This is a genomic window from Bradyrhizobium sp. KBS0727, from assembly GCF_005937885.2.
Classification (GTDB): Bacteria; Pseudomonadota; Alphaproteobacteria; order Rhizobiales; family Xanthobacteraceae; genus Bradyrhizobium.
This window is the reverse complement of the sequence record NZ_CP042176.1, coordinates 6,586,633-6,607,705: the sequence shown is the minus strand read 5'-3', so window position 1 is coordinate 6,607,705 and position 21,073 is coordinate 6,586,633. Positions and strand designations below refer to the sequence as shown.

Genomic DNA, 21,073 nt, shown 5'->3' with positions numbered 1-21,073 from the left:
ATTGGCCGCAATAGATTAGCTAATGGAGTTTCAAATGTCCACTTTCACACATGACTCGATGATAAATCATCATAGACAGGGCGTATTGGCCCAGTTGGCCGACACCCTCCATGTCTGGCGGCAGCGCTACGAGGCGCGCCGCGAACTGGCGCAGTGGTCCGACCGGGATCTCCACGACATCGGCCTGTCCACGGGCGACGCGATCTACGAGACCTCAAAACCGTTCTGGCAGGCCTAGGGCAGCCAAGCCGGCGTCGCCTCATCAGAGGGACGCCGGCGATTTTCTTGACGATCCGGAATTTTTGAAGATCGAGAGAGCGTGCCATGACCACCCTGCGTTTCGACGATCTCAGGCAATATTCCGACACGCTGCGTGCGCGTAGCGGCGATGCGGTCACCGTGCGCTTCGTCGAGCCGCGCGACGCCGGGCCGCTACAGGCCTATTTCCGTTCGCTGACGACCCGCTCCCGTTACAACCGCTTCCTCGGCGCGATGGGCGAGTTGCCGCCGACCCTGCTCGAACACTTTATCCATGTCGGCGAGGCCGAGCAGTTCAGTGCGGTCGCGACCATGATGTTCGACGGATACGAGACCATCGTCGGCGAAGTTCGCTACGCCTTCCATGCCGAGACTTCCAGCATCGAATTCGGCCTGTCGATCGACGACCGCTGGCAGGGTCACGGCATCGGCAAGGCGCTGTTGAAAAATCTCGAATGCCGCGCGGCGTCGTTCGGCGCGGAACGGATTTTTGGCGACACCCTGCGCTCCAACGAACAGATGATCGGCCTTGCCCGCAAGGCCGGCTACGCCTTCATGCCCAGCCCCGGCGACTGGAAGCTGGTGCGCTTCGAAAAACAGATCGATATCCAGCCGCGCGAAATTCCCTGCGCAAGCTGGAAACTCGCCGCCGCCTCCCGCCAGCTCGCAATCCCTCCTCTTGCGAGCTGACAGGAACTAAGCCCGGTTCTGGCGGTAACCGGAACCGGGCTATTTTCTCCGTATCCGATCGGCCGGGTCGCGGACTGGCGCGATCGATGCCTCAAGCGCCCTTGAACACCGCCTTGCGCTTCTCCACAAACGCCTGCACGGCCTCCTTGTGATCCGCGGTCACCTGGCAGCGGATCATGCGTTCGGCCTCGTGGTCGCGCGCGGTGGCGAAGTCGAACATCAAGGCTTCGTCGAGATTGTCCTTCATGTAGCGGATCGCGATCGTCGGTCCGTCGGCGATCGATTTGGCGAGCGCGAAAGCCTCCGCCTGTAGCCTGTCGTCCGGCACCACGCGATTGACAAGGCCGATGGCTTCGCACCTCGAAGCGTCGACCCGTTCGCAGGTGAACATCAGTTCCCGCGCGCGCGAGGTGCCGACCAGCCGCGTCAGCAGCCAGGCGATACCGTAATCGCCGCTCAGGCCCACCTTGAGATAGCCGGTGGAAAGGAAGGCCGATTGCGCGGCGATCCGCATGTCGCAGGCCATCGCCAGCGCCAATCCTGCGCCGACCGCGGGGCCGGGCAGGGCGGCAATGGTCGGCTTGCGCACCGAGACCAACGCACCGGTCAGCAGACGTTGCCGCTCCTGCAGGTCGGCGACTCTCTCGTCAGCGGACATTTCCAGCTTCTTCTTGTCGCGGTTCGCGCCCATGCCCTTGACGTTGCCGCCAGCGCAGAACGCCGTGCCGGCGCCGGTCAGCAGCAGCACGCCGACATCGGGATTCTCGCCGCACGACTTGATCATGTTGCGCAAGGCCGGCGTCAGATTATCCGACATCGCGTTGCGCGCCTCGGGCCGGTTCAGCGTGATGATGGCGACGCGGTCGCGGATCACGCACAGCAGTTCGTCGGTGCCGGTGTCGATCTTGGTCTCGATGGTCATGATTCCCCCAGTTTCTTATTTGGCCCGTCATTCCGGGATGGTCCGAAGGACCAGACCCGGAATCTCGAGATTCCGGGTTCGCATCTTCGATGCGCCCCGGAATGACGGTGATGGTTATTCGCTCTAAAACTTCTCGACCCACGGCCGCAGCTCCAGCTCCCAGCTCCAGGCGCTGCGTGGCTGTTGCAGCACATTCCAGTAGCTCAATGCAATGGCATCGGGATCGAGCATCGAGTCCGGACGGTCGGCGGACTCGGTTCGGGCTGCGCTGCGGATACCGCCGTCGATGACGAAGTGCGCGATGTGGATGCCCAGCGGCGACAGTTCGCGCGCCATGCTCTGGGCGAGCCCCCGCAGCGCGAACTTGCCCATCGCGAACGGCGCCGATTGCGCATAGCCCTTGACGCTGGCGGACGCGCCGGTGAACAGGATGGCGCCGTGCTTGTTGGGCAGCATGCGCTGCACCGCCTGCTGCGCCACCAGAAAGCCACCGAACGCCGAAACCGCGATCGCCTGCGCGACGTCTGATGGCACCAGATCGACGAAGGCGCCGCGGGCCCGCCCGCTGGCGTTGTAGACGACGAGGTCAGGTACGCCGATTTCGCGTTCGACCAGGCCGAACAGCCGCTCGACATCCTCAGCGCTGGTGGCGTCGCAGGCAAAGGCGCGGGCGCCGGTCTCGGTGCAGAGCGCGCCGAGCTTTTCGATCTTTCGGGCGGCGAGCGCGACCTTGATGCCTTCGCGCGCGAACAGACGCGCCAGCGATGCACTCAGGCCTTCTCCGGCGCCAACGATCAGCGCGTTCTTGTACTTCGGCATTTCCATGGGAGCGTTCCTCGGGTGGTCAGGGACTCGGTATCTAGGCGCGCAATCCAGCGAGGCAACCTGCCGCGGCGAGGATCAGGTCGAGATCCCGCTTGTCGGCTATCTCGGCGTATTTCGCGCGCAGCATGCCGAGCGAGCGGGCGTGATATTTTTGCGGCTTCTGGATCCAGACCTTGTCGCCGAGCGGGACGCTGAATTCGTCCTTGCCTTCCGCCAGCGCCTTCTCGTTGGCCAGCGTCCAGGTCCAGAATTGCCGCCCGACCTGTTTAGTCAGGATCGGCATCAGGGTCGGCGCCAGCGCGGTCCATGTTTCGAACGCGCCTTCGTTGCGTGGCCACAGCATGCGGTGCACCCAGTCGAGCACATGCGGCGCGTTGCCGCCGATCAAGGCGCCCACGGTCGGATCGGTCCACATCTCATAGAACTGCCCCCAGAGACCGAAATCGCCGTAGGCCGGCCGTCCGCCGAACAAGTAGCGACGCGTTGCCAGATGCGCGTCGAGCAACCCGAGCATTTCCCGGAAGCCGGCCTCGATCTGCGGCGCGGTCGTGGCATTCGAGCCGACGAACCAGACCCGGTCGACCATGCGTGCCCGCACCTGCGCTGTAAACGCGTCATGCTCCTGCTCGCTGGCCCCAGGCGCGCGCATCCGCGCAATGCGTCCGGCCGAGGAGATCTGATCGACGTCACGGGCCCAACGGTAGTGGAACATCCATTTGTTGCCCCACTCATCGCCGAACTCCTCGATCAGCGCGGAGATGAACTGCGTGACGGGCTCGCTGGGATGGACCGACGGATCGGGGTGAAGCTTTTCGATCCGGTCGATGATCGGCGTGGAATCCTGGATGCCAGTACCGTCAGGCGTCACCACCAGCGGGATGATCGGCATCTTGGCGAATTTCTCGAATTCCGGCTGGCTTGCCGCATTGCGCAAGACCCATTGATGCGGAATTCCCTTGTAGCGGAAATAGGAGCGGACCTTGACGGAGTAGGGCGACATTTCGGCGCCGATGACGCGATATCCGTCCGCCAGATCCTTATCCACCATGGGTGGTCCTCCAATTATGGTTGTTGACGGCGTGATCGCCTGCGTTATCGGTAGATGATCAATTTCGGGCGGAACGAACAAGGGCTAAAAATGCAGCCACTCAAGCAGGAACGCGCGGCAGCCTCGGCCAACCAACCGGGCTTGCTCGCACCGGACACGACGGGGATGAATTTCTACCGAGCCGATCCGGCGCTGACGGATCTGCTCAAGCTGCATCTTCCCGATGCGCTGTTTCGCCATATCGAGCCGCATCTCGATCGCCTCGGCGGACTGGCCGGCGGCTACCTCGACGAATGCGCGCGGCTGGCCGACCGGCACACGCCGGTGCTGCATCAGCGCGACCGGTTCGGACGCGATTCCCAGTACATCGAATATCATCCGGCCTATCGCGAACTGGAGAAGGCCGCCTTCGGTGAGTTCGGCATTCACGCGATGTCGATCCGCAAGGGCATCATGGGCTGGCCGGACAAGTATCCCGTCGTCGCCAAGCACGCCTTTACGTTCCTGTTCAACCAGACGGAATTCGGCATGGGCTGCCCGATCAACGTCACCGACGGTTGCGCAAAGCTCTTGAATAATTTCGGCAGCGACGCCCTGAAGGCGCGCTATCTCGACGGCCTGACCCAGACCGACATGAGCAAGCTGACCCAGGGCGGTCAGTTCATGACCGAGAAGGAAGGCGGCTCCGATGTCGGCACGCTGACCACGACAGCCGTGCAGGAAGGCGATCACTGGCGACTCACCGGCGAGAAATGGTTCTGCTCCAATGCAGACGCCGAAGTGGTGATGCTGCTGGCGCGGCCGGAAGGTGCCGGCCCCGGCACGCGCGGCGTCGGCCTGTTCCTGATGCCGCGGCGGCTGGAGGACGGTTCGCAAAATCACTACAGGATCGTTCGCCTGAAGGACAAGCTCGGCACCCGCTCGATGGCCTCCGGCGAGATCAAGCTGGAAGGCGCGATTGCGTACGCGGTCGGCAAGCTCGATCGCGGCTTCGTGCAGATGGCCGAGATGGTCAATTCGTCCAGGCTCTCCAACGGCGTCAAATCCACCGCGCTGATGCGACGCGCACATCATGACGCGATGACGGTGGCGAGAAACCGCGTCGTGTTCGGCCAGCGCATCATCGACCTGCCGCTGGCGCGGCGCCAGTTGATGAAGATCATGCTGCCGACCGAGCAGGCGCTGTCGATGAGCTTCCTTACCTCCGATGCGCTGGATCGTGCCGAGGCCGGCAGCCAGGATGCGGCGGCGCTATTGCGCATCCTGACCCCGACCCTGAAATTCCGCGCCACCCGCGACGCCCGCAAGGTCTGCGGCGATGCCTTGGAGATGCGCGGCGGCATCGGTTATATCGAGGAGTTCGCCACTGCGCGGTTGCTGCGCGACGCCCATCTCGGTTCGATCTGGGAAGGCACCGGTAACATCGTCGCGATCGATGCGCTGAAACGCGCGGTCGGCCGCCACGGCGCGGATAGCGCGCTCGCCGCCGACCTGCACGCCCGGCTCGACGACAGCGCCAATGTGCCGCAGGCCTGGCGCAAGCGGCTCGGCGACCTTGCCGACCGCGCCATCGGCTTTGCCCGCGAAGTCGCCGCCCGTTCCGACAATGAGGGCGACGCCCGGCGCGCGACCAGTCTTCTGTATCATGTCGCCAGCGCGGTCGCGCTGGCCTGGGAAGGCGGCCGCATCCACGAGATGCGCGGCGACGCGCGGCGCCTGTTGCTGTCGCGCATGGTGATCGACCATCGCGTGTCCCCGGGCGATCCATTCCAGCTGACGGAAAGTGCCGCGCAACGTGCGATCACCGGCCACCTGCTCGGCGAGCGCGCCATCGGCATGGCCGAGGTTGGCGAATTGCTTACGGCAGCGTAGGCTGCTTGCCGACACCCGTTCCGGTTCAAGAAACATAAAATAAAGGGAGTACCCATGAAGGCCGCCGTACTGTTTGAAGTCAACAAGCCGCTGCAGATCGAGGATGTCAGCGTGCCGAATCCCGGTCCGCGCGAAGTCCTGATCCGCACCCGCGTCGCCGGCCTCTGTCACTCCGACCTGCACTTCATGGAAGGGCTGTATCCGCACCCGCTGCCCGCGGTGCTCGGTCACGAATCCGCCGGAGTCGTCGAGAAGGTCGGCTCCGATGTCACCTATGTGAAGCCCGGCGATCACGTCGTGACATGCCTGTCGGTGTTCTGCGGCACCTGCGACAACTGCACCACCGGCCGCACCGTGCTGTGCACCGACACCACCGTAAAAATGCTGCCGGGCGCTTCCAACCGGCTGTCCTGGGCGCGCTCGGAGAAACTCAACCAGTTCCTCAACCTGTCGTCGTTCGCCGAGCAGATGCTGGTGCACGAAAACGCCATCGTCAAAATCCGGAAAGACATGCCGCTGGAGTTGGCGGCGCTGATCGGCTGCGGCGTCATCACCGGCTATGGCGCGGTGGTCAACACGGCCAAGGTCACGGCGGGTGAGACTGTGGCGGTGATCGGCTGCGGCGGCGTCGGCATGGCCGCGATCAACGGTGCGGCGATTGCCGGTGCCGGCCGCATCATCGCGATCGATACCAACCCGGCCAAGCTGCAGCTTGCCACCAAGCTCGGTGCTACCGACATCGTCGATCCCCGCAACGGCGACGTCGTGCAGCAGGTCCGCGACCTCACCAATGGCGGCGTGCAGCACTCCTTTGAAGTGCTGGGACGGAAAGATACCGCGGAACAGTCGTTCGCCATGCTGGCGGCCGGCGGCACCGCGACCATTGTCGGCATGATCCCGTTCGGCCAGAAGATCGAGTTGCACGGCTTCGATTTCCTGCGCGAGCGCCGGATCCAGGGTTCGTCGATGGGTTCCAACCATTTCCGCGTCGACATGCCCCGGCTCATCGAATTCTACATGCGCGGCAAGCTGCATCTGGAAGACTGGATTTCGGCCAAGCTGAAGCTTTCCGAGATCAACGAGGGCTTTGCCAACATGAAGGCCGGCAAGACGCTGCGCAGTGTGATCATGTTTGATGCGTGATTGAACCTACTGGTGTTGCTACCAAATTCCGTCATGCCCGGGGCTTGTCCCGGGCATCCACGTTCTTAAAGCTCAGCAAGTAAGACGTGGATGGCCGGGACAAGCCCGGCCATGACGTTGCTACTTACCAAGCCCTACCGCGACACATGCGCCGACACCGCAAGCCACTTGCCGTTCTGCTTTGCCCAGCAATCGGTATATCGCCCCGACGCCTGCGCGCCATCGGCCGTCGTGTAGCTGGTCGCGGCATGGATGATGGCGAAATCGCCGAGGATGCGGATCTTCACGTCGTGCTCTTTCAGATTCCTGATCGTCACCGGCACTGCCGTCTGCCTGAGAAAACCGGCGCGGTCGACCAGTGACTTGTCGGGATTGGAGCAATAAAAATCCGCCGCCAGGATTTCGTCAAAACGCTTGACGTCGCAATTCTGCACCGAGGCGACGTAGTCGCGGTTGAGTGCGGTGAGTTGGTCGAGGTCGCTGGTCATTTTCTACTCCGTGGTGCGCTCTCTCCGTCATTGCGAGGAGCGAAGCGACGAAGCAATCCATTCTTCCTTCACCTTGGCAGTGGATTGCTTCGCTTCGCTCGCAATGACGAAGAGCTAATCATCAAACATTTTCGGTGGCACGAACCCGCCGAACTCGCGCTCGATCAGTTCGGCCAGTTTCAGCGGCGTGCGGTCTTCCAGCCAGGGGCCGACGATCTGCACGCCGACCGGCAAGCCGTCCGGGGCGAAGCCGGTCGGGATCGCAGTTGACGGCAGGCCGGGCAGCGTGGCGATGCCGGGCCAGGCAAGCTGGTCGGGATAGACGTAATCCTTGCCGTCGATCTTGATGCGGCGTGCTTCCTGGTTGTCGTTATGGGTGTGATCGTGCGGATAGGCCGGTGTCGGCATGATCGGGCAGATCACCGCGTCATAAGTCTTGAACAGCTCGCGCCATTGTGCCCGCAGGCGCGAGCGGGCGCCGTCGTCCATCAGCCAATCGCGATGGCTTTGCGCGATGCCGCGCAGACGCTCGGCGCCGAGACTGGTCTCGCTGGCGGGCAACGCCGCTGCGGCGGCTTTCGCCCCGGCATAGATTTCCGGCGGGAAGGAAGCCCCAAGGAACGACATCAACCTTCGCATATAGAGCCGCGTCGAGGCGGCAAAGTCGGGCAACAGCGGGCTGCTGCGGTCGATCTTGACGCCGGCCTTGGCGAGCCCGGCCGCCAGTTTCTCGAGGCTGCCGCGCACCACCGTATTGGGCGGCATGACCGGGTCGGTATCGATCAGCAGTATGCGGAAATTCTTCAGTTCGGTGTGGCGTGCGGCCGGCAGTTCCAGCCTGTAGCCGATACCGGCGTCGAGCGGGTCAGGCCCCGCCATCGCGTCCAGCAGCAGCGCGAGGTCGGCCGCGCCGCGCGCCATCGGCCCGATGACGCTGAGGTCGCGGTTCGACGGCAGCGGCGGCGCCGGCGGCGCCACATGACCGCGCATCCCAACCAGGTCGTAAGTCGGCTTGTGGGCGTAGACGCCGCAGTGGAACGCGGGCACGCGCAGCGAGCCGCCAATATCGGAGCCGATCGAGAGCGGGCCATAGCCGGCAGCGAGCGCTGCCGAGCAACCGCCGGACGAGCCGCCCGGCGTGCGGCCGAGATCGAACGGGTTGTTGGTGGTGCCGTAGATCTCGTTATAGCTCTGCCAGTCGGCGAGAGCGATCGGCACATTGGTCTTGCCGAGGATGACGCAGCCCGCTTCCTTGACGCGCGTGATTGGCAGCGCGTCGTCTTTTGCGATGAAATCCTTTTGCGCCGGATTGCCCCAGGTCGTGGGCAGGCCCGCGATGTTGTAGGATTCCTTGACCGTCACGGGGATGCCGAGCAGCGGCTTCCTTACTCCGCGCGCCAATTCGGCGTCGGCGGCCCGCGCCGCGGCGAGGCCGCGCTCGAAATCGCGCACGCAGATCGCATTGATCTTGGCGTCATGCCGCTCGATGCGGTCGATCGCATCCTGCGCCAGTTCGACCGCGCTGACTTTTTTGGCAGCGAGGGCCGCCGATGTTTCAACGGCGGTCTTGAAGCTCCATTGCGATTTGGCCAAGGCGTGCTCCCGGTCTGTCTTTGAATGCTCTGTCTTCGAATGCGGCGCGGATGATGCTCAGTTTGCGTCATTGCTGCAAGAGCAATGGCTGTACAGTGGCCGGACCAGCATCTTGTTACACGCTTGGCGAACGTGCCATTCACACGCTAGTCTTCCGGTCAACAAAAAATGAAAATGGCGGGAGGTGTCATGAGGCTGACTCATGTGGCGGGTTTTGTATTCGCGATCGCCGTCGGCGGAGCAACAATCACTGACGCGGCGGAGATCAGGCTTGCCGAGCAATTCTCGATGGGCTACCTGCAATTCAACGTCATGAAGCGCGACAGGCTGATCGAGAAATACGCCACACAGCGCGGCCTGAAGGATTTCAAGGTGTCCTGGCAGCGCTTCAACGGTCCGGCGGCGATGAACGAGGCGCTGCTGTCGAATTCGACCGACATCGTCAGCGGCGGGGTGCCGGGCCTGATCACGCTGTGGGACAAGACCCAAGGGACCTCGTTCGAGGTCAAGGGAATCTGCGCGCTGAGTTCGCAGCCGTTCCTGCTCAACACCGCCAATCCGGATATCAAGTCGATCAAGGATTTCGGCGAACGCGATCGCATCGCGGTGCCCTCGATCAAGGTGTCGGTGCAGGCGGTGCTGCTGCAAATGGCGGCGGCGGCCGCCTTCGGCGATGAGAACTATGCCAGGCTCGATCCGCTGACCGTGTCGATGTCGCCGCCGGATGCGACCATTGCGATGCTGAGCGGCGCCGGCGGCGTCTCCTCGGCCTTCAGCGTGCCGCCGTTCCAGTTCCAGCAACTGGAGCAGAAGAACATCCACACGGTGTTGTCGTCGTTCGACGTGCTGGGGCCGCACACGTTCACGGTGGCGTGGACCTCGGCGCGCTTTCGCAAGGATAATCCCGAACTCTACGCGGCGTTTCTCGACGCCGTGAAGGAGGCGACCGCCACCATCGCCGCCGATCCGAAAGGCACCGCGCAAAGCTGGATCGACGACAGCGGCTCCAGGCTGCCGCTGGAGATGGTGACCAGGGTCGTGACCGGCGCGAATGTCGAATGGACGATGACGCCGGCGGCTACGATGAAGTTCGCCAAATTCATGCGCAAGGTCGGCACCACCAAGCACGAGCCGGCATCGTGGAAGGAGATGTTCTTCCCGGAGATCGGCGGGCTCAACGGGAGCTGAAGCTTCTCTAGGCTGCGCCGATCAGAATGCCGACCGCCAGCACGATGGCGCCGCCGAGCACGATCTGGAACACCGCCTGAAGGAACGGCGTGTCCATGTATCGCGCACGAATATAGGCAATCGCCCACAATTCGAAGAACACCACGATGCCGGCAATGGCCGTCGCGATCCAGAAGGCGTTGGCCCAGGAGTCCGGGACCAGATAGGGCATGGTGTGGCCGAGGCCGCCGAGCGTCGTCATCAGGCCGCAGGTCATTCCGCGCAGCCAGGGCGAGCCGCGCCCGGTCAGCGAGCCGTCGTCGGACAGTGCTTCGGCAAACCCCATGCTGATGCCGGCGCCGATCGAGGCGGCAAGGCCGACCAGAAACGTCTGCCAGTTCTGATGCGTCGCAAAGGCCGCCGCGAACAACGGCGCCAGCGTCGAGACCGAGCCGTCCATCAAGCCGGCAAGACCGGGCTGGACGTATTGTAGCACGAACATGCGCCGGCGCGTCTTGTCTTCCTCGGCGCGCACGTCGGGGCTGAGGATCTCGCCGGTCAGCTTCACGGCGAGCTTCTCGTGGCCCTTTTCCTCTTCGGCGAGGTCGCCGAGCAGCCGGCGCACGCCGACATCCTCGGCCTGCTCGGCAGCCTTGATGTAGAATTGCTCGGCCTGCAGTTCCATCGTCTCGACCTCCTTGCGGATGGTGTCGAGCGACAGGTTCTTGGTCAGCCAGATCGGGCGGCGGCGGAGGAATCCGCGCACGTCCTCGCGGCGGATCGGCGGCAGATGCGGGCCGAAGCGCTGCTCGTACATTTCGAGCAGCCGGTGGCGATGGCCGCGTTCTTCCTCGGCCATTTCCTCGAACACCTTAGCCGAATCCGGATAACGCTCGGCCAGGTCCTCCGCGAAACTCATATAGATGCGGCTGTCCTCTTCCTCGGAGGAGATCGCTACGGCCAGCACCTCGCGCTCGGTCAGGTCGGCGAAATTCTTCACGGCGGCGCCTCTGCGTCAATTTAGAATGGTTCTAAACTGTTATAGAGGCGGGCGTTTCTCCGGTCAAATTGTTTAGCCGGCCGATTTGGTCCGCTGCAGGAACTGCAGCAGCAGCCGGCTCACTTCGGCGGGCTGCTCCTGCTGCACCCAGTGGCCGGCGCCGTCGACCAGGTGGCAGCCGATCATGTTGGTGCAGGCCTTCGATTGCATCGCTTCGTAGACGCCGGGGCGCTGATAGGTGCCCCAGTCCTGCTTACCGGAGATGAAGGCGGAGGGCACGTCGATGGTCCGCCCCGACCAGGTCTGCAACTCGGCCACGAACGCGCCTGACGTACCGCAGCGATACCACTGCAGGCCGCCCTGGAATCCGGTGCGGGCATATTCGGCGCTGTAGAAGGAAAGCTCGCGCTCAGGCAGCCATTGGTTGGCGGCGATTTCGGCGGCCGAGGGCATTTCCTCGGCAACCGTCGCGGCCATGTCCTTGGCGAGATCCATCACATAATAGGTCGGCAGTTTTGCGAGTTCGCCCGCGGACCATGATCGCAGCGGGTAGGGCGTGTTGGCTTTCCAGTCGGCGCTCTTGTGGTGATAATAGCCGCGCAGGAAATCATGCACGCCCTGCGGCGCGTGGTGCATGTCGGCATTGGCCGCGCGCGTCGAGTAATACCATTGGTAGTGCTTGCGCGGTCGCGGCAGCGCCGCGAGGTCGCGATGCACGGGATCTTCCACCGCGGGCTTGGCTGGGCCATCAGCGGTGTTGAACGGCAGCGGCGGCGTTCCCCCGAACGGCGCGCTCATTAACGCGACCGATCGAAACACGTCGGGCCGGATCAGCGCGCACCAGGCCGCGACCGACGAGCCGAAATCATGACCGAACACGGCATCGACGTGGGTGTAGCCGAACGCCGACACCAGTCCGAGCGCGTCGCGCACCAGGTTGGTGAGCCGGAACGAGGTGAGGTCGCCGTCGTAATTTGCGTCCCAACCGGTGGTGCGGCCATAGCCGCGCTGGTCCGGCGCGATCACGTGATAACCGGCGGCGGCAAGCTGAGGCATCACCTTGCGCCAGGAAAAAGCGAGTTCGGGAAAGCCGTGCAGCAGCAGCACGCAGGGCCGCCCGGGCGTCTCGAAGCCGGCTTCGAGCACATGCATGCGCAGGCCGTTGATACCCTCGACGTAGCGGGAGCGGATGCCTGATGGCAGCGGGATGTCGGGGAGGGCGGTGGCGTTGTTCATGAACTTTCCTCGTCATGGCCGGGCGAAAGCGCGAAGCGCGCCTTTCACCAGGACTCCCGGCCATCCGCGTCTTCTTGCCTGCGAGACTGTAAAGACGTGGATGCCCGGGACAAGCCCGGGCATGACGGAGGATATCGCGTGAGGCGTGCATTTCTTCCCTCTCCCCTTGTGGGAGAAGGGGAAGAAAGCCTACGCCTTCGCCGCCTTCGGCCAATACTTGTCGCGGAGATGGCGCTTCACCAGCTTGCCGGTCGGCGTCCGCGGCAGTTCGGCTTCGAAGTCGATGCTCTTCGGGCATTTGATCGGCGACAGGTGCTTGCGGCAGAATGCGATCAGTTCGGCTTCCAGCTCCTTGCCGGCCTTGGTCATGTCGTGCGGCTGCACCACGGCCTTGACCTCTTCGCCCATCTCCTCGTTCGGCACGCCGAACACCGCGACGTCGGCCACACCGGGATGGGTGATCAGCACGTCCTCGGTCTCCTGCGGGTAGATGTTCACGCCGCCGGAGATGATCATGTAGGACTTGCGGTCGGTGAGGTAGAGGAAGCCTTCGTCGTCGAGATAGCCGACGTCGCCGAGCGTCGACCAGCCCTTGGCGTTGTAGGCGCGCTTGGTCTTCTCGGGATCGTTGTGATAGGCGAACACCGGCGCGTCGGCGAAATACACCGTGCCGATCTGGCCCACCGGCGCTTCGGCATCGTTCTCGTCGAGAATCTTGATCTTGCCGACCACGGCGCGGCCGACGGTGCCGCGATGATCGAGCCATTGCTGCGAGGTTGAGACCGTGACGCCGTTGCCTTCGGAGCCGGCGTAATATTCGATCAGGATCGGCCCCCACCATTCGATCATCTTTGCCTTGACGTCGATCGGGCAGGGCGCGGCGGCATGGATCGCGCCCTTCAGCGAGGAGACGTTGTAGCGGGTGCGGACGTCTTCCGGCAGCTTCAGCATGCGCACGAACATGGTCGGCACCAGCTGCGACTGGGTGATCTTGTGCTTCTCGACCAGCTTCAAAAATTCCTCGGCGTCGAAATGCTCCATGATGATGGAGGTGCCGCCGAGCGTGATCGCCATCATGTTGAAGCGCAGGGGAGCGGCGTGATAGAGCGGCGCCGGCGAAAGATAGATGCTGTCGGCGTTCATTCCGCACATGGTGCCACAGAGGACCTTGAGGAACGGATTCGGCAGATCGATCGGATTTTTTTCGGACTCCCGCTTGATGCCCTTGGGCCTCCCGGTGGTGCCCGACGAATACAACATGTCGTAGCCGGCGACCTCGTCGGCAATCGGCGCCGTCGGCATCGCGATCGCTTCATTATCCCAGGAGCGAAAGCCCGGTTCGGGCTCGTCGACCATGAAGAACAGCGGCTCGCCGGCTTCGCCCTTGACCAGGCTCCTGACCTGCTCGGCGCATTTCGGCGAGGTGATGAAGACCTTGGCGCCGCAATCCTTGACGATATAGGCGATCTCGTCCCGGGTCAGGTAACGGCTGATCGCGGTGTAATACAGGCCTGCGCGCTGCGCCGCCCAGCAGATCTCCATGAACGCCAGCCGGTTTTCCATCAGGAAGGCGATGTGATCGCCGGCCTTGAGGCCGAGCGAACGAAACAGTTGCGCGCCCTGGTTCGAAAGCTCGTCGAGCTCGCGATAGGTGATCGCCTTGCCGGTGCCCGCCATCTGGTAGGCGATCTTGTTCGGCTGGGTGCGGGCGTAGATGGACGGATGGGTCATGGGGTTTCCTCAAGCATGCGAATGGCGAGTAGCGAATGGCGAATAGGAAGGAGGACAGTCGTCGCCCTTCACCTCTTCACCATTCGCTACTCGCCACTCGCTATTCGCCTCTTTCTTACAGCCGCTCGACGATGGTCACATTCGCCATGCCGCCGCCTTCGCACATGGTCTGCAGGCCGTAGCGCTTGCCCCGCTGCTTCAGCGCATTGACCAGCGTGGTCATCAGCTTGGTGCCGGAGCCGCCGAGCGGATGGCCGAGCGCGATGGCGCCGCCGTTGACGTTGAGTCGTGCCGGATCGGCGCCGGTGGTCTTCAGCCAGGCGGTCGGCACCGAGGCAAAGGCCTCGTTGACTTCGAACAGGTCGATGTCGTCGACCGACATGCCGGCCTTCTGCAGCGCGCGCTGGGTCGCCGGAAGCGGCGCTTCCAGCATGATCACGGGATCGCCGCCCATCATGGTCATGTGATGGATGCGCGCCATCGGCTTGACGCCGAGCGACTTCAGGCCGCGCTCGTTGACGATCATCACGCCCGAGGCGCCGTCGCAGATCTGGCTGGCGCTGGCGGCGGTGAGCTTGCCATTCTCCACGATCAGCTTGACGCCCTTGATGCCCGCGAGCGTGGCATCGAAGCGGATGCCTTCATCGATGTGATGGGTGTCGGTCGAGCCGTCGGCGCGGGTGATCTGCAGCGGAACGATCTCGTCCTTGAAGCGGCCGGCTTGCGTCGCCGCAATCGCGCGCTGGTGGCTGTTGTAGGCGTACTCGTCGAGATCGTCCTTGGAGAGGCCGTACTTCTCCGCCATCATTTCCGCACCGGTGAACTGGCTGAACATGATGTTCGGATAACGCTTCTCCATGTTCGGGCTCTTCGAGACGCCGAAGCCGTTCTTGGCGGGCAGCGAGGAGGCAAGGCCCATTGGCACGCGGGTCATCGATTCCACGCCGGCCGCGATCACGATGTCCATAGTGCCGCTCATCACGGCCTGGGCCGCAAAATGCAGCGCCTGCTGCGAAGAGCCGCACTGACGGTCGATCGAGGTGGCGGGCACGCTCTCGGGAAGCTTCGAGGCCAGCACGGCGTTGCGGGCGACGTTGCTCGACTGTTCGCCGGTCTGCATCACGCAGCCCATGATGACGTCTTCGATCTGGGCGGGGTCGGCCCCTGATCGTTCGACCAGCGAATCCAGCACGGAAGCGGCGAGGTCGGCCGGATGCCAGCCGGCGAGACGTCCCCCCTTGCGGCCACCTGCGGTGCGTGCGGTGGCGACGATATAGGCCTCGGCCATGTCTGTTCTCCCTGGATTGTTGTGGATGGAAAAGTTGGGCCGGATTTAAGGACGGTCCGGGATTTAGTCAATCAATCAATTAACTCTTGAGTGCAGCCGCGGCATGCGCTTATGTGCGGCCGGATTTCGGACCAGGCAGTGATGGGATCACAGTTGAATACCAGCGTACCGACGAGGCTTCCGGGCGGCAGGAACTCCACCGCGGAGAAGCTGCTGGTAGCGGCCAGCGAGCTCATGATCGAGCGCGCCTCGATCGATGTGTCGCTGTCCGACATCGCGCAGAAATCCGGCGTCAACGCCGCACTGGTGAAATACCATTTCGGCAACAAAGACGGGCTGTTGCTGGCGCTGCTGGCACGCGACGCCGCGACCGAAATGTCGCAGCTCGAATACCTGATCAGCCAGCCGGTTCAGCCTACCGCGAAACTGCGCCTGCATATCGGCGGCATCATTCGCGCCTATCACCAGTTCCCCTATATGAACCGGCTGATCCATTATCTGCTGCATGAGAGCACCCCGGACGCCGCCGACGAAGTGTCGAAGTTCTTCGTGGCGCCGCTCTTGGAATTTCATCGCCGGCTGCTCGCCGAAGGCGTCAAGGCCGGCGAGTTCCGCGACATTGATCCGGTGCTGTTCTACACCAGCCTGATCGGCGCCTGCGATCACCTGTTCTTCGGCCGCCACGCGATGTCGCGGGCGACCGGTGTCGGTCCGGTTACCGACGAAGTCTGCCGCCAGTATATCAAGCACATGGAAGCGCTGATCTGCAGCGGCATGTTGGAAGAGAAGAAGGGGCGAAGGGTGAATGGCGAATAGCGAATGGTTTCGTAACCCCATTCGCTACTCCCTGTTCGCTACTCGTCCAGTCTAGAGAAAAAACGCCCAAGGAAAGGTTGTTAAAATGCAGTTGAAAGACGTTGCCGTTCTCATCACCGGCGGTGGCTCCGGCCTCGGCGCCGCCACCGCCCGCGCCATGGCTGCCAAGGGCGCGAAAATCGGCGTCATCGACCAGAACAAGGAAAATGCCGAAAAGGTCGCGGCCGAAGTGAAGGGAGTCGCCCTGCACGCCGACGTCACCGACGAGGAAGCCATCAAGGCCGCGATTGCCAAGGCGGAAGCCGCCCACGGCATCGCCCGCGTGCTGATGAACTGCGCCGGCATCGGCGGATCGCAGCGCACCGTCGGCAAGGACGGCGTCTATCCGCTGGCGAAGTTCGTCCGCATCATCAACGTCAACCTGATCGGTACCTTCAACGTGCTGCGCCTGTTCGCCGAACGTCTGGCGACGGCTCCGCCGATCGGTGAAGAGCGCGGCGTCGCCATCAACACCGCGAGCGTCGCGGCCTATGAAGGCCAGATCGGCCAGATCGCCTACTCCGCCTCGAAGGGCGGCGTCGTCGGCCTCACGCTGCCGGCCGCGCGCGACCTCGCCAGCCTCAAGATCCGCGTCAACACCATTGCGCCCGGCCTGTTCCTGACGCCGCTGCTGATGGGCCTGAACGAAGAGGCCCGCAAGAGCCTCGGCGCCCAGGTGCCGCATCCCGCCCGCCTCGGCGATGCCTCCGAATACGGCAACCTCGCGGTTCACATCGTCGAGAACCCGATGCTGAACGGCGAGACCATCCGCCTCGACGGCGCCATCCGCATGGCGCCGCGGTAGTTCTCGGTCGTCTCTTCCCTTCTCCCCTTGTGGGAGAAGGTGGCTTCGCGAAGCGAAGACGGATGAGGGGTTCTATCCGGTTGGCAACCCCTCACCCAATCGAATGCAAGGTTAGCGTCGGCGATGCCCTCTCCCACAAGGGGAGAGGGCACATCAATTGGCATCGCAGTTGGCGAATGCAGGAGCGCTTCGTGACTCAACCGCTGCTGATCGAACACGATGACGGGGTCGACCGGGTGACGCTCAATCGCCCGGACAGCCTCAACGCGCTCAACCCAGATATGATCGATGCGTTGAACACGTATTTCGAGGGCCTGCAGCGCAACCGTTCGACCCGCGTGGTGGTGCTGAAGGGCGCAGGCAACGCGTTCTGCGCCGGCCTCGACCTCAAGCATGCGATGGCGCGGCGTGCCGGGCAGCAGGAGCCGCCCGGCGTGACCGAATCTTTGGACTCGCAGCGCCGGATCGCCGACATCGTGATGCTGATGCGGCGCTGTCCGCAGCCGATCATCGCACTGATCCAGGGTGCCGCGGCCGGTGGTGGTTTTGCGCTGGCGCTGGCGGCCGATATCCGGATCGCCACGAAATCCGCGCGGATGAACTGCGCCTTTATCAAGCTCGGCCTCGGCGGCTGCGATATTGGCACCAGCTATTTCCTGCCGCGCCTGGTCGGCGTGTCGGTTGCCTCCGAATTGATCCTGACCGGGCGCTTCATCGGCGCCGAGCGTGCCTTGGCCGTCGGGCTCGTCTCCGAAGTGGTTGAGGAAGGCGGGCTTGATGCCGCCGCCGAACCCTATGTCGATGCGATGATGACGGCCTCGCCGGTGGGCCTAAGGCTGTCCAAGGAATGCCTTAATATGAGCGTCGATGCCGGATCGATCGAGGCCGTGATCGCGATGGAAGACCGCAATCAGGTGCTGTGCAGCCGCTCGGAAGATTTCAACGAAGGCATCAGGGCCTTTCTTGAAAAACGAAAGCCTGTCTATATCAGGCGGTAGCACCGATAAGACAAAACGATCCGCAAAGGATCGAATTCCGGGAGACGCAATATGAGTGGGAATGCAGCCGAGGTGCTGACCAAGCCCGGCTTTCGCAAGATCGAGTGGCTGAAGCGCGACATCGCGGTCGACCGGCGACCCGACGGCGCGATCGTTCTGAAGTCACGGATTCCGCTGCAGGCTTACGAGAAGCATATCCCGGCATATTTGGCGAAGTGGGCCAGGGAAGCGCCCGAGCGCACTTGGCTGGCGCAGCGCGCCGGCGCTGACCGGAAATGGCGCAAAGTTTCCTACGGCGAAGCCAAGCGCACCGTCGACGGGCTGACGCAAGGCCTGCTCAATCTCGGCGTCGCGGACGGCCGGCCGGTTGCGATCCTCTCGGGCAATTCGATCGAGCATGCGCTGATGACGCAGGCCGCGATGCAGGCGCGCCTGCCGGCGGCGCCGGTATCGCCGGCCTATTCGCTGATGAGCCAGGATCATATGAAGCTCAAATACCTCTTCGACCTGATCAAGCCTGCGGTCGTGATGGTGCAGGACGGCCCGACCTTCGAAAAGGCGCTGAAGGCGCTCGATCTCACTGGCGTCACGGTCGTCCATGTCGCGCGGCCCTGCGACGGCATCAAGAGCGTGTCCTTTGCCGAACTCGCGGCCACGCCGATGACAACAGCGGTCGAGCGGTCGATTGCGAAGATCACGCCCGACACCGTCGGCAAGCTGCTGTTCACCTCGGGCTCGACCGGCATGCCCAAGGCCGTCATCAACACGCAAGAGATGATGTGCGCCAATGCGGCGATGATGATGCAGGTGCGGCCGCGCGATGCCGGCAGTCCGCTGCCGAACGTTCTCGACTGGATGCCGTGGAACCACACCATGGGCGGCAATGCCGCGTTCCATCCGGTGCTGGTCGATGGCGGTACGCTCTATATCGATGACGGCCGTCCGATGCCGGGCCAGATCGAAGAGACCCTGCGAAACCTGCGCGAGATATCGCCGACCTATTACGCCAACGTGCCGGCCGGCTACGCCGCACTCGCCGCGGCGATGGAGAAAGACGACGCACTCTGCCGCAGCTTCTTCAAGAATCTCTCGATCATGGCCTATGGCGGGGCTCGGCTGCCCGACGATCTCTATGACCGGATGCAGGCGCTGGCGGTGAAGACCACCGGCGAACGCATCGTGTTCTATACCGGCTGGGGCTCCACCGAGACCGCGCCGACCGCGACCGGCACCTATTGGGACACCGAGCGCGTCGGCCTGATCGGCTTGCCGTTCCCCGGCGTCGAGCTGAAGCTGGTGCCGTGTGGGTCGAAATACGAACTGCGCCTGCGCGGCGTCAACGTCACGCCCGGCTATTTCGGCCGGGACGATCTCACCAAGGCGGCCTTCGACGAGGAAGGTTTTTACTGCATCGGCGATGCCGGTGTATTCGTCGACGAGAACGATCCGGTGCAAGGCATTATCTTCGCCGGCCGCGTCGTCGAGGATTTCAAGCTGACGACGGGCACGTTCGTGCACGTCGGCTCGCTCCGCACCGATGCGATCGCCGCGGCTACGCCCGCGGTGCACGACGCGCTGGTCGCCGGTCAGGACCGTGCCTTCATCGGCCTGCTGGCCTGGCCTAATCTGCACGCCTGCCGACAGATGGTCGGCAATGCCGATGCGACGTTCGAAGACGTGATCCGGCATCCCGAGGTGATCGCCTGCGTGAAGCGCGGACTGGAAGCGCACAACGCCTCCACCACCGGCAGCAGCATGCGGATTGCACGGGCCATGCTGATGGCCGAACCGGCCTCGATCGACGGCAACGAACTCACCGACAAGGGCTACATCAACCAGCGCGCCGGGCTCGAACGCCGCGCCGTGCTGGTGGAGAAGCTTTACGCCGAACATCCCGGCGAAGACGTCATCACCCTGAACTGACCAACGCAGCACCAACGCGAGTAAAGCGCCATGAATTTCGATTTCTCCGACGAACAAAAGCAGATGCGTGACGAAGCGAGGAAGTTCCTCGCTGAAAAGTGCCCGCCCAAGGCTGTGCGCGCGGTGCTGGACGGCAACGCGCCGTACGACAAGGAATTGTGGAAGGGCCTCGCCGAGATGGGTTTCCTCGGCATTGCGATCCCCGAAGCGTTCGGCGGCGCGGGCGCCGGCCATCTCGAACTCTGCGTGATCGCCGAGGAAATGGGCCGCGCGCTGGCGCCGGTGCCGTTCTCTTCGACGGTCTATCTGGCGGCTGAAGCGCTGATGATCGCAGGATCCGATGCGCAGAAGCAGAAGTGGCTGCCGGTGATTGCCTCCGGCGACGCGATCGGCACGCTGGCGCTGTTCGAAGGCAAGGGCAATCCGTCGCCATCGGCGATCAAGCTTTCGGCCGTCGCCGGCACGCTGAACGGTGTCAAGAAGCCGGTGCCGGATGGTGCGATTGCCGATTTCGCCATCGTTGCCGCGCGGACGGGATCGTCTGGCCGCGATTCCGACATTTCGCTGTTCCTGGTCGACCTCAAGGCCGGCGGCGTCGAGGTGAAGTCGCTGACCAATATCGATCCGAGCCGCGGCCAGGCCGAACTGATCTTCAAGAACTGCAAGGCCGAGCCGCTGGGTGCCGCCGGCGAAGGCTGGGGCATCCTGACCCAGGTGCTCGACCGCGCCGCTGTCCTGCTGGCGTTCGAGCAGGTCGGCGGTTCCGACCGTGCGCTGGAAATGGGCCGCGACTACGCGCTCGACCGTATTGCCTTCGGCCGTCCGATCGGTTCGTTCCAGGCGGTGAAGCACCTCCTCGCCGACATGTATGTCTCGGCGACGCTGGCGCGTTCCAATTGTTATTACGGCGCCTGGGCGCTCTCGACCAACGCGTCGGAACTGCCGGAAGCGGCCGCGGCTGCGCGCATCAGCGCAACGCAGGCGTTCCAGCACTGTTCCAAGAACAACATTCAGGTCCATGGCGGCATGGGCTTCACCTGGGAGTTCGATTGCCACATGTACTACCGCCGCGCCAACGCCACCGCGCTGACGCTCGGCAGTCTGTCGTACTGGGAAGACGCGCTGATCGACCACATGCGCAAGCGGAATGCGGCCTGATTGCAAACAACTTCTGGATTCCGGATCGATCCGCGCCGCGGATCGTCCGGAATGACCAACAAGGACAGACGTC

19 protein-coding genes are annotated in these 21,073 nt (G+C 63.6%); 10 read left to right on the top strand and 9 right to left on the bottom strand.

The features are described from left to right. The first annotated feature begins 34 nt into the window (after nt 1–34). Nucleotides 35–238 (top strand): DUF1127 domain-containing protein, encoded by a 204-nt coding sequence (locus FFI89_RS30945; protein WP_138831273.1) that lies wholly within the window; start codon nt 35–37, stop codon nt 236–238. Nucleotides 239–324: 86 nt separating this feature from the next. Beyond that, nucleotides 325–948 (top strand): GNAT family N-acetyltransferase, encoded by a 624-nt coding sequence (locus FFI89_RS30940; protein WP_138831272.1) that lies wholly within the window; start codon nt 325–327, stop codon nt 946–948. Nucleotides 949–1,039: 91 nt separating this feature from the next. Here the strand turns inward: FFI89_RS30940 and FFI89_RS30935 are convergent, their stop codons facing one another. The 3 genes from FFI89_RS30935 to FFI89_RS30925 form a co-directional block, all read right to left on the bottom strand. Further along, nucleotides 1,040–1,870 carry an enoyl-CoA hydratase gene (locus tag FFI89_RS30935; protein ID WP_138831271.1) on the bottom strand — a complete coding sequence of 277 codons (831 nt, stop codon included), beginning with the start codon at nt 1,868–1,870 and terminating at the stop codon, nt 1,040–1,042. A 123-nt stretch (nt 1,871–1,993) separates the two neighbouring features. Then, entirely contained in the window at nt 1,994–2,695 is a 702-nt protein-coding gene (locus tag FFI89_RS30930; RefSeq protein WP_138831270.1) for an SDR family NAD(P)-dependent oxidoreductase, read from the bottom strand. Between the two features lie 34 nt (nt 2,696–2,729). Continuing rightward, the gene (locus tag FFI89_RS30925) at nt 2,730–3,743 is read right to left on the bottom strand and encodes a glutathione S-transferase family protein (RefSeq protein ID WP_138831269.1); all 1,014 of its coding nucleotides are present in this window, start codon (nt 3,741–3,743) and stop codon (nt 2,730–2,732) included. A gap of 90 nt (nt 3,744–3,833) precedes the next feature. Here FFI89_RS30925 and FFI89_RS30920 point away from each other — a divergent pair, with 90 nt between their 5' ends. Then, nucleotides 3,834–5,615, top strand: coding sequence for an acyl-CoA dehydrogenase family protein (locus FFI89_RS30920; protein WP_138831268.1), 1,782 nt, complete (start codon nt 3,834–3,836; stop codon nt 5,613–5,615). Nucleotides 5,616–5,669: 54 nt separating this feature from the next. Further along, nucleotides 5,670–6,758, top strand: coding sequence for a Zn-dependent alcohol dehydrogenase (locus tag FFI89_RS30915; protein WP_138831267.1), 1,089 nt, complete (start codon nt 5,670–5,672; stop codon nt 6,756–6,758). 134 nt (nt 6,759–6,892) lie between these two features. On the opposite strand, the gene FFI89_RS30910 is transcribed toward FFI89_RS30915, so the two are convergent. Next, complete coding sequence (locus tag FFI89_RS30910; RefSeq protein WP_138831266.1) at nt 6,893–7,246, bottom strand: nuclear transport factor 2 family protein; 354 nt, start codon at nt 7,244–7,246, stop codon at nt 6,893–6,895. A gap of 114 nt (nt 7,247–7,360) precedes the next feature. Continuing rightward, nucleotides 7,361–8,839, bottom strand: coding sequence for an amidase (locus FFI89_RS30905; protein ID WP_138831265.1), 1,479 nt, complete (start codon nt 8,837–8,839; stop codon nt 7,361–7,363). A gap of 189 nt (nt 8,840–9,028) precedes the next feature. Between FFI89_RS30905 and FFI89_RS30900 the strand changes: the two genes are divergently transcribed. Continuing rightward, nucleotides 9,029–10,027, top strand: coding sequence for an ABC transporter substrate-binding protein (locus FFI89_RS30900; RefSeq protein WP_168213109.1), 999 nt, complete (start codon nt 9,029–9,031; stop codon nt 10,025–10,027). A 7-nt stretch (nt 10,028–10,034) separates the two neighbouring features. Here FFI89_RS30900 and mbfA read toward each other — a convergent pair whose 3' ends face one another. From mbfA to FFI89_RS30880, 4 genes are all read right to left on the bottom strand, one after another. Further along, nucleotides 10,035–11,006: an iron exporter MbfA gene (gene mbfA, locus FFI89_RS30895; protein WP_138831263.1), complete on the bottom strand. Its 972-nt coding sequence runs from the start codon at nt 11,004–11,006 to the stop codon at nt 10,035–10,037. A gap of 72 nt (nt 11,007–11,078) precedes the next feature. Further along, the gene (locus tag FFI89_RS30890; protein WP_138831262.1) at nt 11,079–12,242 is read right to left on the bottom strand and encodes an alpha/beta fold hydrolase; all 1,164 of its coding nucleotides are present in this window, start codon (nt 12,240–12,242) and stop codon (nt 11,079–11,081) included. 189 nt (nt 12,243–12,431) lie between these two features. Next, nucleotides 12,432–13,973, bottom strand: coding sequence for an acyl-CoA synthetase (locus FFI89_RS30885; RefSeq protein WP_138831261.1), 1,542 nt, complete (start codon nt 13,971–13,973; stop codon nt 12,432–12,434). A 115-nt stretch (nt 13,974–14,088) separates the two neighbouring features. Next, nucleotides 14,089–15,261, bottom strand: a complete 1,173-nt coding sequence (locus FFI89_RS30880; protein WP_138831260.1) for an acetyl-CoA C-acetyltransferase — start codon at nt 15,259–15,261, stop codon at nt 14,089–14,091. 141 nt (nt 15,262–15,402) lie between these two features. Here FFI89_RS30880 and FFI89_RS30875 point away from each other — a divergent pair, with 141 nt between their 5' ends. The 5 genes from FFI89_RS30875 to FFI89_RS30855 all read left to right on the top strand — a co-directional run bounded on the left by FFI89_RS30875 (nt 15,403) and on the right by FFI89_RS30855 (nt 21,000). Then, nucleotides 15,403–16,077 carry a TetR family transcriptional regulator gene (locus FFI89_RS30875; protein ID WP_168213108.1) on the top strand — a complete coding sequence of 225 codons (675 nt, stop codon included), beginning with the start codon at nt 15,403–15,405 and terminating at the stop codon, nt 16,075–16,077. Between the two features lie 85 nt (nt 16,078–16,162). After that, nucleotides 16,163–16,921 (top strand): SDR family NAD(P)-dependent oxidoreductase, encoded by a 759-nt coding sequence (locus FFI89_RS30870; protein WP_138831258.1) that lies wholly within the window; start codon nt 16,163–16,165, stop codon nt 16,919–16,921. Between the two features lie 191 nt (nt 16,922–17,112). Next, a complete protein-coding gene (locus FFI89_RS30865) occupies nt 17,113–17,919 on the top strand; it encodes an enoyl-CoA hydratase/isomerase family protein (protein WP_138831257.1) in 807 nt (268 codons plus the stop codon). Nucleotides 17,920–17,970: 51 nt separating this feature from the next. Beyond that, nucleotides 17,971–19,842, top strand: a complete 1,872-nt coding sequence (locus tag FFI89_RS30860) for an AMP-binding protein (protein WP_138831256.1) — start codon at nt 17,971–17,973, stop codon at nt 19,840–19,842. A gap of 30 nt (nt 19,843–19,872) precedes the next feature. Next, nucleotides 19,873–21,000 (top strand): acyl-CoA dehydrogenase family protein, encoded by a 1,128-nt coding sequence (locus FFI89_RS30855; RefSeq protein ID WP_138831255.1) that lies wholly within the window; start codon nt 19,873–19,875, stop codon nt 20,998–21,000. Nucleotides 21,001–21,073: the final 73 nt, after the last annotated feature.

Coding starts and splice junctions, on each gene's coding strand:
- FFI89_RS30945 (WP_138831273.1), top strand. CDS start 35: ATGTCCACTTTCACACATGACTCGATGATAAATCATCATAGACAGGGC.
- FFI89_RS30940 (WP_138831272.1), top strand. CDS start 325: ATGACCACCCTGCGTTTCGACGATCTCAGGCAATATTCCGACACGCTG.
- FFI89_RS30935 (WP_138831271.1), bottom strand. CDS start 1,870: ATGACCATCGAGACCAAGATCGACACCGGCACCGACGAACTGCTGTGC.
- FFI89_RS30930 (WP_138831270.1), bottom strand. CDS start 2,695: ATGGAAATGCCGAAGTACAAGAACGCGCTGATCGTTGGCGCCGGAGAA.
- FFI89_RS30925 (WP_138831269.1), bottom strand. CDS start 3,743: ATGGTGGATAAGGATCTGGCGGACGGATATCGCGTCATCGGCGCCGAA.
- FFI89_RS30920 (WP_138831268.1), top strand. CDS start 3,834: ATGCAGCCACTCAAGCAGGAACGCGCGGCAGCCTCGGCCAACCAACCG.
- FFI89_RS30915 (WP_138831267.1), top strand. CDS start 5,670: ATGAAGGCCGCCGTACTGTTTGAAGTCAACAAGCCGCTGCAGATCGAG.
- FFI89_RS30910 (WP_138831266.1), bottom strand. CDS start 7,246: ATGACCAGCGACCTCGACCAACTCACCGCACTCAACCGCGACTACGTC.
- FFI89_RS30900 (WP_168213109.1), top strand. CDS start 9,029: ATGAGGCTGACTCATGTGGCGGGTTTTGTATTCGCGATCGCCGTCGGC.
- FFI89_RS30890 (WP_138831262.1), bottom strand. CDS start 12,242: ATGAACAACGCCACCGCCCTCCCCGACATCCCGCTGCCATCAGGCATC.
- FFI89_RS30885 (WP_138831261.1), bottom strand. CDS start 13,973: ATGACCCATCCGTCCATCTACGCCCGCACCCAGCCGAACAAGATCGCC.
- FFI89_RS30880 (WP_138831260.1), bottom strand. CDS start 15,261: ATGGCCGAGGCCTATATCGTCGCCACCGCACGCACCGCAGGTGGCCGC.
- FFI89_RS30875 (WP_168213108.1), top strand. CDS start 15,403: ATGGGATCACAGTTGAATACCAGCGTACCGACGAGGCTTCCGGGCGGC.
- FFI89_RS30870 (WP_138831258.1), top strand. CDS start 16,163: ATGCAGTTGAAAGACGTTGCCGTTCTCATCACCGGCGGTGGCTCCGGC.
- FFI89_RS30860 (WP_138831256.1), top strand. CDS start 17,971: ATGAGTGGGAATGCAGCCGAGGTGCTGACCAAGCCCGGCTTTCGCAAG.
- FFI89_RS30855 (WP_138831255.1), top strand. CDS start 19,873: ATGAATTTCGATTTCTCCGACGAACAAAAGCAGATGCGTGACGAAGCG.